This is a genomic window from Stenotrophomonas sp. YJH_SMC_131 (assembly GCF_059367975.1).
On the sequence record NZ_JCAFRJ010000003.1, the window covers coordinates 120,240 to 134,370 of the forward strand.

Below are 14,131 nucleotides of genomic sequence, written 5' to 3' on the forward strand. Positions count from 1 at the left end.
TGCCATGCATGGATGACGCTCACTCCACGAATTCATACCGCATCGGCATGCGCACGAGGGTCAACGCCGGCACCGTACCCTTCGCATCGGCGCGGCTGAAACGCCAGCCCTGCAGCTCCTCCGCTGCAGCGTCATCCAGCAACGCATGACCGCTGGAGGTCTCCACGATCACGGCCGCAACGCGCCCCCGCGCATCGACCAACGCCTTCAGCATGCTGCGGCCGGACAGCCCCTGCCGCATGGCCTCCACCGGATAGCGCGGCGACACGCCGTGTGGAGGCAGCCAGGGAATACCTTCACCCGCGAACAGATCCCGTTTGCTGCGTGCCGTGCAGGGCGTCGGCAGGCGCAGCTGCAGGGATACCTGCACCTCATTCACGGTCACGTGCGCCGGCGCGGCACAGGCATGCTGCACCAGCGCCTCCAGCATTCGTTGCTGCCGACGCAGCGCGTTGCCATTGGCCGCCGCCACTTCAATCACGCAGCGGCCGTCCTGCGGCTGCATCGACAGCGCGGTCACGCCCGCATCGCGCAGCCCGGGAAGGCGTGCCATGGGTTCGCAGGCCATCCCGGCAGAGGGCTTCGCGGCCAGTACCGGAGTGGCGGGCAGCGTGCCCGCCAGCAACATCAGGATCATCCTTGCCCAGACCGCCATGCCCTGCCCTCCTTGGGTTTGCCTGGCCCGATCATAGCGCGCGCCTGGGGTCGGATCCCCTCCTCAGGGAAAGGCTTCGACCGGGGGCTCGAATGATCGGGTCAGAGCCCTGCGATGCGGGGATCCGACCCCGGCCGCCAGTTGGCGTTGTTCTCCCAGAACTCCACCGAGCGCCGGTAGGCCTCCTTGTCCAATGGCACGCCGGAACCGCCCTCCTCCACGCCCAGCGCATTGCGCATCATGGTGATCGGCGCCATCGGCACTTCTTCCGGTTCGGCGGTATAGATGCAGCCGACGATGCCCCAATCGGCTTCGATCGGTGAGCCTTCCCTGGCCAGCTGCTCGGCGTTGTACAGGATCACCACCAGGTAGTTCGCGCGCGGCGACTCCACGCCCTCGAACCAGCGCACCAGTACCGGCAGTTCCTCGCGGTTGCGCGCTTCGTAGCCGCTGCGCAGCTGGTGGCGGTTGGCCTCGGTGACCGGCACCGTCAGGCAGCGCGTGCTGGTCCAGTTCTCGTAGACGAACAACTTGCAGAACGGGGCGTAGCCGTCGAGCACCTTCAGCGGCGCGTGCGCATTGAGGTGTGCCTCGAACTGCTCGGCAGTGCAGTCCTGGATGGTATTGCCGCGTGGCACGCGCGGGAACAGGCGGGGACGGGCGAAATCGGTGAGGACGATGGACATGGCGCGGCGTGATCTGGGAATCCGCTGCACAGGGTAACCGCTGGCAGCACCTACAACGCCATCCGCTCGCGCAGCTCGCGTGCCTGCCGCCGCGATACCTCCACCTCGCTGCCATCATCCAGCGTCAGGTCATAGCCGTCGCCGATGCTGGGCGACACCCCACGGATACGGCGCAGGTTGACCAGTGTGTTGCGGTTGGCGCGGAAGAAAAGATCCGGCGGCAGGCGTGCTTCCAGCGCGCTCAGGCTGCGGGTCAGCAGTGCGTTCTGGTCGCGGAACCACAGCCGCGTGTAGTTGCCATCCACCACCAGCCGACGGATCTCGGAGACTGCCACGAACCAGCAGCGTTCACCCTCGCGCACGAACACCTGGTCGTGCGCGCCCAGCGTGCCGCGCGATTCCGGCACGTCGGCCGCAACCGCCTCGCACTGCCGCGCCCGCTCGAGCGCTTCCAGCAGCCGCGGTGCCTCCACCGGCTTCACCAGGTAGTCCAGCGCGTTGGCCTGGAACGCACGCACCGCATAGGTGTCGTAGGCGGTGACGAAGACCACGGCCGGCACCGTGTCCAGGCCGTCCAGCACGTCGAAACCACTGCCGGAGGGCATCTGCACATCCAGCAGCACCAGGTCCGGTGCCAGCGTGGTGATCGCCTCGCGTGCGGCGGGCACGTCGTCGGCCTCGCCCACGCACTGCACCCACGGCAGCGCCGACAGCAGCGTGCGCAGCTCCTGCCGGGCCAGCCGTGCGTCATCGACGATCAACACGCGCAGCATGCCAGTCATTGCGGAATCTCCAGCAGGGCCTGCATGCGGTCACCGGCCGGTTGCAGCACGAATCGGCCACGCATGCCCAGCTGCGCACGCAGGTAGGCCAGGCCGACGCCATGGCCATGGGTGGGTTCGCTGCCGGTTGGAAGTGGATTGTCCACCTGCAACCGCAGCACGTCATTGTCCAGCGTGGCGCGGATCTGCACCTCGCCGCCGCCGGGTCGGCTGGCGATACCGTGCTTGATCGCGTTCTCCACCAGCAACTGCAACGCCATCGCCGGCAGCTGCGCCTGCGTGGCATCGGCATCGATCTGCTGCCGCACCTGCAGGCGCTGTTCGAAATGGACCGCCTCGATGGCCAGGTAATCATCGACCACCGCCAGTTCCTCGGCCAGCGTGACCTGCTCGCTGCGGTTGTGGGCGAGCGCCTGGCGCAGCGTGCGCGACAGGCGGGTGACCATGTCACGGGCCCGTTCCGGGTCTTCCAGGATCAGCGCACGCAGGTTGTTCAGCGCATTGAACATGAAGTGCGGATTGAGCCGCGCACGCAGTGCGTCACGTTCCAGCGCACTGCGTTCGGCTTCGGCGCGCAGGCGTGCCAGCTCGCTGTAGCGTGCCCGCCGCAGGCCGTGCAGGCCCGCCCACAAACCGGTCCACACCAGCAGGAACAACGCGGTGTTCATCCAGTACAGCAGCACCGAAGACCACTGGTAATCCGCATGGCCGCCAGGCAGCTGCACCCAACCCAGCGCCAGCGCCGGCAGCAGCAGCGCCGCCGTTACCGCCTGTGCGACGCTGGCCCCGAGCACCACGCCGGCAGCCAGTTTCAGCACCAGGCTGCCCAGGCTGCCCTCCCACCAGCGCTGGCGCAGTGCAACCGAACGCAATGCGCCGCTGCACAGCCAGAGTGAGACCGCCACGCTGACGGTGATCAGCACGATGCCACTGAACACGATGCCGCCACCGATCCGCATGCCGACCCACAGCCCGTACAGCGCATAGCCGGCCCATGCCAGTGCATTGAGCGTCCAGAAACGGCGGGAAGGCGTGGTGGCGTCCATGCGGGCTCTCGGCGGTGGCAGGAGGGCGGACAAGGGTCAGGGATGCGCGGCAAGGAAACGCTGCACCTGTTCCTGCAACCAGCGCGGATCATCCCACATCAGGAAGTGGAAACCCTGCGCGCTCATCGCGATCTGCACGCCCTGCAGGTTCGCGTACTGGGCCTGGAACACCGCACGCGTGCCGTCCTCGGTGCCGCCCATCGGCTGGTAGCCGGCCCAGCTGCCGAGCACCAGCGTCGGCGCGGTGATCGAAGCGATGCTGTCGCGCAGGTCGGTGGTCATCACCGCATGCATCGCATCGGCCGTGGTCTGGCGGTCGCTGGCTTCGCCCCAGCGGCCCAGTTCGGCCTGGCGCCGCGGATCGCGGGTCATGCCCGGCAGGCCCGCCTTCAACTGCGCCTGCCATTGCGCGGCATCGGCGGCCAGCATGCCCTTGCGCAGCTGGTCGGCCATCGGCCGCACGCTGTCAGCGGTGGCACTCGGGTCGCGCGCCGCCGGCAGGAACGGCAGGGCATCGACCACCACCAGTGCGCTGATCGCCTTCGGCTCGGCCTGCGCCATCTGCAGGCCCAGCACGCCACCGAGGCTGTGGCCGACCACCACCACCGGCCCCAGGTGCTGGTCATGCAGGTAGGCCAGCAGCTGCCCGCGCATCGCCGGCAGGAAGCCGGCCGGGCGCGGGTCGGCCGCTGCCGCGCCAGCAAAGCCCGGCAACTGCACCAGGTGGCACTGCACGTCCTTCAGGGCCAGGCAGGTCTCGCGCCAGGCCTCGGCGCTGCTGTTGAGGCCGGGGATCATCAGCAGCGGTCGCCCCATGCCGACCACCTCGACCTGTACCTTGCCAGCGGTCGAGCCGGTGGCGGCATGCGCGGAACCGGAGCCGAGCACGGCCATCGCCATGCCGATCATCGCCAGCCGGGCCAGGGCCTTCATCGCGTACCAGAGTGCCAGGAAGATCTTCATCGTGTGCTCCTTCATCAGGTGGGGGGTGCCGGGATGGGAGCAGCGTGCGCCCGGCTACGGCAGCCAGGTTGCGATTCCGGAGCAACGGCCGCAGACCCGGGCAAACGGTCGCCGGCGGCGGACGGTGCCAGTCCATGCAGCCAACTAACATCCATCTTGATGAAGCGATATACTGACCCGCACCCGCCGCTGCCGCCCGTGCCATGACCGCCATCAGCTTCGAGTTCTATCCGCCCAAGACCGACGAACAGCGCAGCCAGCTGGACCGCGCCGCGGCCAGGCTGAAGGACTACGACCCCGAGTACGTGTCCTGTACCTTCGGCGCCGGTGGCTCGACCCTGAGCTATACCTCCGAGACGGTGCGCCACCTCAACCAGCACCACGGCTTCGAGGCAGCACCGCACCTGTCCTGTGTCGGCGGCACCCGCCAGGAAATCCGCGAACTGCTCAAGCTGTACCGCGCCATCGGCTGCCATCGCCTGGTCGCGCTGCGCGGCGACCTGCCCTCCGGCATGGGCTTCCCCGGTGACATGCGCTACGCCGCCGAGCTGATCGACTTCATCCGCGCCGAACATGGCACCGCCTTCCGCATCGAAGTCGGTGCCTATCCGGAGACCCATCCACAGGCCTCCGATGCACTGGCCGACCTGAAGCACTTCAAGGCCAAGATCGATGCCGGCGCCGACGCGGCGATCACCCAGTATTTCTACAACCCGGATGCGTACTTCCACTTCGTCGATGCCGTGCGCCGGCTCGGCGTGCAGGTGCCGATCACGCCCGGCATCATGCCGATCGCCAACTTCAGCCAGCTGCGCCGCTTCTCCGAGCAATGCGGTGCGGAGATCCCGCGCTGGATCAGCCGCAAGATGCAGGCCTATGGCGATGACGCCGAATCGGTGCGGGCGTTCGGTACCGAAGTGGTGGCCAAACTGTGCCAGCGCCTGATCGAGGGCGGCGCGCCGGGCCTGCACTTCTACACCTTGAACCTGGCCAAGCCGACCACGTCGGTGTTGAAGCTGCTGCACGGCTGAAAGCACGCCATGCCACCGCGATCGGCGCTACCCTGCGCCGATGAACCGGTTTTCCTTCCTGCTGTTGCTGCTGTCGTTGTGTTCGGTATCGAGCATTGTCCATGCGCAGTCCCCGCGCTTGAACCGCTGCACCGATGCGCAGGGGCAGAGCGTGTATACCGACCGCCCCTGCGACAGCGTTGGCGCCCGGTCGCGATTGCCACCGCCCGCGCCCACCGGCAGCACCCTGCCACGCGACACCCTGGGTGCGCGCTGCCCACGACGCCTGAGCGAGCTGGTGGAGGCACTGCGCACCGGCATCGTCAGCAACGATGTGAACCGGCTGTCCTCGCTGTACCTGTGGGGTGCGGTCTCCGATGCCGGCGCGCAGCGCATCCTCGGCCAGTTGGAATCCTTGGCACGGCGGCCACTGGTGGACGTGGTGCCGGTGTATCCGCCACAGGGGCTGGCGTCCTCGCAGGAAGAGGGTCAGAGCCCTGCGGCGCAGGAATCCGCCCCTGAGCCGCCAGCGCCACGGCATCCGGTCGGCCTGCGCCTGGAGCAGACGCTGCCCGGCAGCGCGTCGCGAGCGTCCACGGTGCTGGGATTGCGGCGGCAATACGGATGCTTCTGGATCACGTTGTGATCGGGAGGGGTCGGATCCCTTCCCAGCGGAAAGGGCTTCGACCCCGGATTGCCGCGATGGGGTCAGAGCCCTGCTGCGCAGGGATCTGACCCTGCATGCCGGCTCACGCCGGCCACAGCCCACGAATCGCAGCGATGCCCTGCCCGCCATGCCGACGCGCTTCGGCGATATGGCCGGCGGCCATGCCGCCCAACGCGTAGATCGGCAGCGATACCTGCGCGCGCAGCGCAGCGAAGGCCTCCCAGCCCAGCGGCACCGCCCCGGGATGGCTGGCCGTGGCCTGCACCGGGCCGAGCACCGCGAAGTCGCAGCCCAACTGCTGCGCCGCCTGCAGCTGCTCCAGGTCGTGGCAGGACGCGGCGACCAGCTGTCCTTCCGGCAAGGGCCGCTCCTGCAGGGCCAGCAACTGCTCGCTGCCCAGGTGCACGCCCACGCCCAGTGTGCGGGCCAACGCGACATCGCGGTTGAGCAGCCACTGCACGCCGCGACGATGCGCGCGCACGGCCTGTTCGATCATCGCCTGCCGTTGCGGATGCTCCGGCGGCAGGCGCAGCTGGATGCGCTGCTGGCCCGCCGCCACTGCCTGCTGCAGCCGTTCATGCCAGTGCTGCACGCCGCCGGCATCTTCGGCCGGCGCCGGCGTGATCAGGTAGCGATCCGGTTGGCGCAGTGCGGCCACCACCGGCAGGTCGGCCGGCGGCATGGAATAGCGGCCCAGCTTGTCCTGCGCCACCCAGGTGATCGCCTGGCCCTCGCGCCCGCGCGGTGTGCCCTTCCAGCTGCGCACGTGGCGCACTTCCAGGGTCAGGTGCTTGTCCGGATAGCGCTGCGGCACATCCATCAGCCAGAGCCCGACATCGGCCTCGATGCCCAGCTCTTCGCGCAGTTCACGCACCAGCGCCTGTTCGGAGGTCTCGCCGGATTCGCGCTTGCCGCCGGGGAACTCCCACAGGCCAGCCATGTCGCGGTTCTCGGTACGGCGGTTGAGCAGCACGCGGCCACGGGCGTCGGTGATGACGGCGGCCACGACATGGATCGATCGGGTGGGAGAAACCATGGGGCCAGCATGCCCAGAACAGGGCGGCCAGCGCAATCACGAATCCGCGCCGGATCGCCCGCGCCAAAGCAGAAGGCCCCGCTTGCGCGGGGCCTTCCGGGGTCAGCTCAGCTGGCCGTGGCAGTGCTTGTACTTCTTGCCACTGCCGCACGGGCACGGATCATTGCGGCCGATCTTCGGCTCGTCGCGCTGCAGCGTGGCCACGCCCTGCTGGGCGGCTTCGACCTGCGCGGCTTCCTCGTCGGCGCTGTAACCGCCGGCATCCTGGTGCTGGAACTGCGACTGGCTCAGGCGCGCCTGCGCCTGCTGGCGCTCGGCCGCTTCCAGCGCCTGCACTTCCTCGTCGCTGCGGATGCGCACGCGGGCCAGCAGGGTCACCACTTCGCGCTTGACGTTCTCCAGCATGTCCGAGAACAGCTCGAAGGCTTCCTTCTTGTATTCCTGCTTCGGCTGCTTCTGCGCGTAACCACGCAGGTAGATGCCCTGGCGCAGGTAATCCATGCGCGCCAGGTGCTCCTTCCAGCTCTGGTCCAGCACGGTCAGCATCACGTGCTTCTCCAGCGCGCGCATGGTTTCTTCGCCCAGGCCGGCTTCCTTCTCGGCGAAGTGCTGGTTGACGCGCTCCTGGACCTTGGTGGCGATGGCCTCGGCGTCCAGCTCTTCGTGTTCCTTGACCAGGTCGGTCAGCGACATCTGCAGGCCGAAGTCCGACTCCAGGGTAGCTTCCAGGCCGCGCAGGTCCCACTGCTCGTCGATCGAGTTCGGCGGCACGAAGCGCGCCACGATGTCGAAGATCACGTCGTCGCGGATGCCATCGACATTCGCCTTCACCGACTCGGCATCCAGCAGCTCGTCGCGCTGGGCGTAGATCACCTTGCGCTGGTCGTTGTTGACGTCGTCGAAGTCCAGCAGGTTCTTGCGGATGTCGAAGTTGTGGGCCTCGACCTTGCGCTGCGCCTTTTCGATCTGGCGGCTGACCAGGCGGTCCTCGATGACGTCGTCTTCCTTCATGCCCATCATGCGCATGGCCTTCTGCACCCAGTCGGAGGCGAAGATGCGCATCAGGTTGTCTTCCAGCGACAGGTAGAAGCGGGACGAACCCGGGTCACCCTGGCGGCCCGAACGGCCGCGCAGCTGGTTGTCGATACGACGCGATTCGTGGCGCTCGGTGCCGACGATGTGCAGGCCGCCGGCCGCCTTCACTGCCTCGTGGCGCTTCTGCCATTCGGCCTTGACCGCCGCCTTCTGCTCGTCGGTCGCGTCCTCGCCCAGGGCGTGGATCTCGGCTTCCAGCGAACCGCCCAGCACGATGTCGGTACCGCGGCCGGCCATGTTGGTGGCGATGGTCACTGCGCCCGGGCGGCCAGCGTTGGCGACGATGGTCGCTTCGCGGTCATGCTGCTTGGCGTTGAGCACTTCGTGCTTCACGCCGGCCTTGCTCAGGTGCTCGGACAGCATTTCCGAGGTTTCGATCGAGGTGGTACCCACCAGCACCGGCTGGCCGCGCTTGGCGCACTCTTCGATGTCGGCCAGCACCGCATTGAACTTGCCCTTGCGGTTGAGGAACACCTGGTCCGGACTGTCCTTGCGGATGGTCGGGCGGTTGGTCGGGATCACCACCACTTCCAGGCCGTAGATGCTCTGGAATTCGAACGCTTCGGTATCGGCCGTACCGGTCATGCCGGACAGCTTCTTGTACATGCGGAACAGGTTCTGGAAGGTGATGCTCGCCAGCGTCTGGTTCTCGCGCTGGACCGGCACGCCTTCCTTCGCTTCCACCGCCTGGTGCAGGCCGTCGGACCAGCGGCGGCCGGCCAGGGTACGGCCGGTGAACTCATCGACGATGACCACTTCGCCGTCGCGCACGATGTAGTCCACGTCACGCTGGTAGATCGCGTGCGCGCGCAGGGCGGCATTGAGGTGGTGGACCACGGTCAGGTTCTGCGCCGCGTACAGGCCTTCGGTCTCGCCGTCGAGGATGCCGGCTTCAACCAGCAGCTGCTCGGCGTGCTCCATGCCCGCTTCGGACAGGTGCACCTGCTTGCCCTTCTCGTCGACCCAGAAATCGCCTTCGCCGTCTTCCGCTTCCTGCTTGACCAGGTGCGGCACGACGCGGTTGACGCGGATGTACAGCTCCGGGGAATCATCGGCCGGACCGGAGATGATCAGCGGGGTACGCGCTTCGTCGATCAGGATGGAGTCGACTTCGTCGACGATGGCGTAGTGCAGGCCGCGCTGGTAACGGTCGGCCTTGGACAGCGCCATGTTGTCGCGCAGGTAGTCGAAGCCGAATTCGTTGTTGGTGCCGTAGGTGATGTCGGCCGCGTAGGCTTCGCGCTTGTCGCTGTGCGGCATGCCCGGGTACACCACGCCCACGCTCAGGCCCAGCCAGTTGTACAGCTTGCCCATCTGCGCGGCGTCGCGGCGGGCCAGGTAGTCGTTCACGGTGACCACGTGCACGCCCTTGCCTTCCAGCGCGTTGAGGTACACCGGCAGGGTCGCCACCAGGGTCTTGCCTTCACCGGTGCGCATTTCTGCGATCTTGCCCAGGTGAAGCACCATGCCGCCGATCAGCTGCACGTCGTAGTGGCGCATGCCCAGCACGCGGCGGCCGGCTTCGCGGCAGACCGCGAACGCTTCCGGCAGCACCTTGTCCAGGGCTTCACCGCCGGCGATGCGCTGCTTGAACTCCGGCGTCTTGGCCTGAAGCTGCTCGTCGGAAAGCTTCTCGATCTCCGGCTCCAGCGCATTGATCTTGGCGACGATGCGGTTGAGCTGGCGCAGCTGTCGTTCGTTACGACTGCCAAATACGCGGGTAAGCAGGCTGTTGATCATTGAAGGAACCGGGTTGGATGGACACGACGCCCGGCCTCCCCCTTGGGATCCGTCCGCCGCAAACGAAACAGGGCGCCTGGCGCCCTGTCGATGGCAACACCCATTGTAGCTTGGGACGGGCGGCTGAGGTTTCAAGCGCCAATTCGGTCGCAATCGCCCCGGATTCGGCAAAGAAGCACGGATGCGGGGTCGGACCCCTTTCGCCATGGCGAAAGGGCTCTGACCCCAGCCCTCAACCGAATCGGGTCAGAGCCCTTCCGCGGCGCGGAAGGAATCCGACCCGGGCATCAGCCGCGGCTGACGCGGCCGACCGGCGTGTTGCCGCCGTCGCCGAGGAACTTGCGCGGGTTGACCACGTTGCCGTTCTCCCACACCTCGAAGTGCACGTGGGCACCGGTCGAACGGCCGGTGGAACCGGCCTTGGCCACTTCCTGGCCGGCGCGGACCAGGTCACCGGCCTTCACCATCAGGCGCGAATTGTGCGCGTAGCGGGTGACATAGCCGTTACCGTGGTCGACATCGACGACGTTGCCATAGCCGCCCTTCACACCGGCGAAGCTGACCACGCCTTCGGCCACGGCCATCACCGGGTCACCGACCTTGGCGTGGAAGTCCATGCCCTTGTGGGTGGCGGCGCCGCGGCCGAACGGGTCGGCACGGGTGCCGAAGCCGGAGGTCACGTAGCTGTTGCGGATCGGCATGCGCGACGGCACGGCGTTCTGCTGCAGCTGGTGGTCGAACATCAGCGATTCCATCACCGACAACTGGCGGCCTGAAGCAGCGAAGCGCTGCTCCAGCACCTGTAAGTCGGCGTTGACGTCCTTGACCGGGATGTCGCTGGTCGGGCCGCCGGCGTCGCCATCACCGAGGCCGGGGGTCTCGTTGAAGTCGAATTCGCCATCTTCCAACTTGCCCATCTGGGTCAGCCGTTCGCCGAGGGCGTTCAGGCGGGTGGCCTGCGCCTGCAGCTCGCCGAGGCGGGCGGCCAGCGCGTTGACCTGGGTCTGCGCATCGCGCTTGACCTTGGCCAGCTCCGCATCCTGGCGCTCGACCTTGGCCTGCAGGCGCGAATCATTCAGCGCACTGGCGCCAATGCCGCCGGCAAGGCCGATAATGCAGCCTACCCCGAGCACGCTGCCCAGCAGGGCGCGGGGGCGGTCCTCGAAGTAGAACCGCAAACGCGTGATCGGCGACGCCTTGGCCTGTCCTTCACGCGTTTTGATTACGATCTTTTTGAATGCCATCAGTGAGTTTTCATGTCTGAGCCGAAATCCAGCGTTCGCCCCGCGTCAGTGCCGAAACCGGCGCTGGATGCGGTAATGGCGGACAAAAGCGGGAACCCGCTGCGTCGGGCCTTGTGGCTCGACGCGCTGGACCGGCAGTTGCGCCCCCAGTTGCCGCCACCTCTGCGCAGCCGCTGCCGGCTGGCCAATGTGGACGGGGAACACCTCGTTTTTCTCGTCGAGTCCCCGGTCTGGCATGCCAAGTTGCGGCTTGCCGAAGCCCAGTTGCTCGACGCGGCCCGTTCCATCGGGCTGAAGGCCACCAGGGTGACCATCAAGACTGCGTCCACCACTCCCTCACGCTCCCCAGCGATCGACAACCGGAATGGCCCCCACGCAGTTTCAGCCGCCACGCACAAAGGGCTACGCGACGCCTTGGCTTGCCTGCAGGACGTTCCCTCGAAGCCGAAGAAGCGATCCTGATGGCAACGGAGCATCCGGCTCCGCTCCCCGTCGCGCGTGTCACCACGGCGTGAAACATTTCGGGGGCCGGGTCGCATCCTAGCGGCCATCCGGAGGCCTGTCGTTAGATTGAAGTTAAAACTTCGTTAAATTCAGGCTTCCGATCCAACAGGTTCACAAAACCGTGACCTTGAACCGGCCTTGACGCCTTTCAAGCACGCTGAATGCGTCGCAAGCGCCGGAAACAACGACGCCGCCCTGGAAGGCGGCGTTTTTATCTTGAAATTCAACGATCTACGGAATCAGGCGTAGGCCGGGGTGGCATATTCCACCGGATCCGGGGTGGTCGGCGAGTCGAAGCTGACCCATTCCCAGGCGCTGGCGTCGGCCATCAGGGCCCGCACCAGCTTGTTGTTGAGCGCGTGGCCGGACTTGAAGCCCTCGTAGGCGCCCAGCACCTGGCCACCGGCCAGGTAGAGGTCGCCAATGGCGTCAAGGATCTTGTGGCGCACGAACTCGTCGGCGTAGCGCAGGCCGTCTTCGTTGAGCACGCGGAACTCGTCCAGCACGATGGCGTTGTCCATCGAACCGCCCAGGCCCAGGTTGCGCTCGCGCATGTATTCCAGGTCGCGCATGAAACCGAAGGTGCGCGCGCGGGAGATTTCCTTGGTGTAGGCCAGCGTCGAGAACTCGATTTCCTGCCGCGACTGCTTGGCCGGGATCATCGGGTGGTCGAACTGGATGGTGAAGCCCAGCTTGTAGCCCTCGTACGGGGTGAAACGGGCCACCTTGTCGCCCTCGGTCACCTCCACGGTCTTGAGCACGCGGATGAAGCGCTTGGGCGCATCCTGTTCGATGATGCCCGCCGACTGCAGCAGGAACACGAACGGGCCGGCCGAACCGTCCATGATCGGCAGCTCGGCCGAGGACAGTTCGACGATGATGTTGTCCACACCCAGGCCGGCCAGCGCCGACATCAGGTGTTCGACGGTCTGGATCTTTGCGTCGTTGCAGGTCAGGCCGGTGCACAGGGTCACTTCGGTGACCAGTTCGGCCTTGGCCGGCACCTCCACGACCGGGTCCAGGTCCACGCGGCGGAACACGATGCCATGGTTGACCGGTGCCGGGCGCAGGGTCATGTAGACCTTGTCACCACTGTGCAGGCCAACGCCGGTGGCGCGGATCGTGTTCTTGAGGGTGCGTTGCTGGATCATGGGGGATGGACCGGAAGTGACACATTAGATTAACACGCGCACTCCCCTACCCCGGCTGAAACGCCAGTTGCAGCCACCGGCAGGATCCACCGGCACGCCGCTGGAAAGCGCGTGAAGCAGGGCGGCCGGGCCCATCCTGGCCCGGCGCCCGCGTTTTCAGGACATGGTGGCGCAACCCGGGGAGGACAACCCCGGGCCGCCCCGCTTAGTCCGCCTGGCGGCGCAGGAACGCCGGGATGTCCAGGTAATCGTTCGGCAGTTCCGCCGCCGCCGGGGCCGAAGCGGCCGGGGCCGAAGGGGCGGAGGCCGCTGCGGTATCGCTGCTGGCGCGACGCAGGCCCAGGCCCATGCCACCCACCGCCTTGGAGACGGCATCGCCGCCGTTGTCGAACTCGCCGAACTCCGGCTGGCCGGTGGTGGCGTTGCGGACCAGCTTGATCGGCGCACGCTCGCCCGGACGCTGGGTCTTGCTGGCCGAGACGCGGTTCAGGCCGGTGGCCACCACGGTCACGCGCACTTCGTCCTGCATGTCCGGATCGAGCACGGTGCCGACCACCACGGTGGCATCTTCGGAAGCGAAGCCATCGATGGTGCGGCCGATCTCGTCGAACTCGGCCATGGTGAAATCGGCGCCGGCGGTGATGTTGACCAGGATGCCGTTGGCACCAGCCAGGTTCACATCGTCCAGCAGCGGGTTCTGGATCGCCGATTCGGCAGCGGCCTGGGCGCGGTCATCGCCACGGGCGGTGCCGGTACCCATCATCGCCAGGCCCATTTCGGACATGACGGTGCGCACGTCGGCGAAGTCGACGTTGATCAGGCCCGGACGCACGATCAGGTCGGCGATGCCCTGCACGGCGCCCTGCAGCACGTCGTTGGCAGCGCGGAAGGCCTGGATCATGGTCGCGTTGCGACCCAGCACGGTGATCAGCTTCTCGTTCGGGATGGTGATCAGCGAGTCGCAGTGCTGGCTCAGTTCCTCGATGCCCTTCAGCGCCACCTGCATGCGGCGACGGCCTTCGAACGGGAACGGCTTGGTGACCACGGCCACGGTCAGGATGCCCATTTCCTTGGCCAGCTGTGCCACCACCGGCGCAGCGCCGGTACCGGTGCCGCCGCCCATGCCGGCGGTGATGAACACCATGTCGGCGCCCTGCAGCGCGTCCATGATGCGCTCACGGTCTTCCAGCGCGGCCTGGCGGCCGACTTCCGGGTTCGCGCCTGCGCCCAGGCCCTTGGTCACGTTGGTACCCAGCTGCAGCTGCAGCTTGGCACCACAATTCTTGATGGCCTGCGAGTCGGTGTTGGCAGTGATGAATTCCACGCCATCCACTGCCGAGTTGACCATGTGCGCCACGGCATTGCCGCCGCCGCCGCCCACGCCAACCACCTTGATCACCGCATTGGGTGCCATCTTTTCGATCAGTTCAAAATGCGCCATGTCCGTGTCCTCGTTGTATCCGCTTTGGCTGGCATGGGCATTCGGGCGTCCTGCCGTCCTGCTGCATGCCGACGTTGCGGCTGTGTGGGTTGTGTGTAGCCGGTATTGCGT

13 protein-coding genes are annotated in these 14,131 nt (G+C 66.9%); 3 read left to right on the top strand and 10 right to left on the bottom strand.

What is annotated here, in order from left to right:
- Positions 1-19 precede the first annotated feature (19 nt).
- The 5 genes from AC5P56_RS08020 to AC5P56_RS08040 all read right to left on the bottom strand — a co-directional run bounded on the left by AC5P56_RS08020 (position 20) and on the right by AC5P56_RS08040 (position 4,132).
- Positions 20-655 (bottom strand): energy transducer TonB, encoded by a 636-nt coding sequence (locus AC5P56_RS08020; protein WP_053494934.1) that lies wholly within the window; start codon positions 653-655, stop codon positions 20-22.
- Between the two features lie 101 nt (positions 656-756).
- A complete protein-coding gene (locus AC5P56_RS08025; protein ID WP_014645954.1) occupies positions 757-1,341 on the bottom strand; it encodes a DUF3228 family protein in 585 nt (194 codons plus the stop codon).
- A 50-nt stretch (positions 1,342-1,391) separates the two neighbouring features.
- Positions 1,392-2,123: a LytR/AlgR family response regulator transcription factor gene (locus tag AC5P56_RS08030; protein WP_014645953.1), complete on the bottom strand. Its 732-nt coding sequence runs from the start codon at positions 2,121-2,123 to the stop codon at positions 1,392-1,394.
- Complete coding sequence (locus AC5P56_RS08035) at positions 2,120-3,169, bottom strand: sensor histidine kinase (RefSeq protein ID WP_014645952.1); 1,050 nt, start codon at positions 3,167-3,169, stop codon at positions 2,120-2,122. Before AC5P56_RS08035 ends, AC5P56_RS08030 begins: the two co-directional genes overlap by 4 nt.
- Before the next feature lie 36 nt (positions 3,170-3,205).
- The gene (locus tag AC5P56_RS08040) at positions 3,206-4,132 is read right to left on the bottom strand and encodes an alpha/beta fold hydrolase (protein WP_014645951.1); all 927 of its coding nucleotides are present in this window, start codon (positions 4,130-4,132) and stop codon (positions 3,206-3,208) included.
- 203 nt (positions 4,133-4,335) lie between these two features.
- Here AC5P56_RS08040 and metF point away from each other — a divergent pair, with 203 nt between their 5' ends.
- Both metF and AC5P56_RS08050 read left to right on the top strand, forming a co-directional pair.
- A complete protein-coding gene (gene metF, locus AC5P56_RS08045; protein WP_014645950.1) occupies positions 4,336-5,163 on the top strand; it encodes a methylenetetrahydrofolate reductase [NAD(P)H] in 828 nt (275 codons plus the stop codon).
- A 40-nt stretch (positions 5,164-5,203) separates the two neighbouring features.
- Positions 5,204-5,788, top strand: a complete 585-nt coding sequence (locus tag AC5P56_RS08050; protein WP_049440193.1) for a DUF4124 domain-containing protein — start codon at positions 5,204-5,206, stop codon at positions 5,786-5,788.
- A 103-nt stretch (positions 5,789-5,891) separates the two neighbouring features.
- Here AC5P56_RS08050 and AC5P56_RS08055 read toward each other — a convergent pair whose 3' ends face one another.
- The 3 genes from AC5P56_RS08055 to AC5P56_RS08065 all read right to left on the bottom strand — a co-directional run bounded on the left by AC5P56_RS08055 (position 5,892) and on the right by AC5P56_RS08065 (position 10,924).
- Complete coding sequence (locus AC5P56_RS08055; protein ID WP_445978475.1) at positions 5,892-6,845, bottom strand: Nudix family hydrolase; 954 nt, start codon at positions 6,843-6,845, stop codon at positions 5,892-5,894.
- Between the two features lie 102 nt (positions 6,846-6,947).
- Entirely contained in the window at positions 6,948-9,680 is a 2,733-nt protein-coding gene (secA, locus tag AC5P56_RS08060) for a preprotein translocase subunit SecA (protein ID WP_014645947.1), read from the bottom strand.
- Between the two features lie 287 nt (positions 9,681-9,967).
- Complete coding sequence (locus AC5P56_RS08065) at positions 9,968-10,924, bottom strand: M23 family metallopeptidase (RefSeq protein WP_495231528.1); 957 nt, start codon at positions 10,922-10,924, stop codon at positions 9,968-9,970.
- 12 nt (positions 10,925-10,936) lie between these two features.
- On the opposite strand from AC5P56_RS08065, the gene AC5P56_RS08070 reads away from it, so the two are divergent.
- Positions 10,937-11,386 carry a DciA family protein gene (locus AC5P56_RS08070; RefSeq protein WP_032956682.1) on the top strand — a complete coding sequence of 150 codons (450 nt, stop codon included), beginning with the start codon at positions 10,937-10,939 and terminating at the stop codon, positions 11,384-11,386.
- A gap of 281 nt (positions 11,387-11,667) precedes the next feature.
- Here AC5P56_RS08070 and lpxC read toward each other — a convergent pair whose 3' ends face one another.
- Both lpxC and ftsZ read right to left on the bottom strand, forming a co-directional pair.
- Positions 11,668-12,579 (bottom strand): UDP-3-O-acyl-N-acetylglucosamine deacetylase, encoded by a 912-nt coding sequence (gene lpxC, locus AC5P56_RS08075; RefSeq protein ID WP_049440195.1) that lies wholly within the window; start codon positions 12,577-12,579, stop codon positions 11,668-11,670.
- A 205-nt stretch (positions 12,580-12,784) separates the two neighbouring features.
- On the bottom strand, positions 12,785-14,020 hold the full coding sequence (gene ftsZ / locus AC5P56_RS08080; protein ID WP_005415297.1) for a cell division protein FtsZ: 1,236 nt from the start codon (positions 14,018-14,020) through the stop codon (positions 12,785-12,787).
- Between the last annotated feature and the right edge of the window lie 111 nt (positions 14,021-14,131).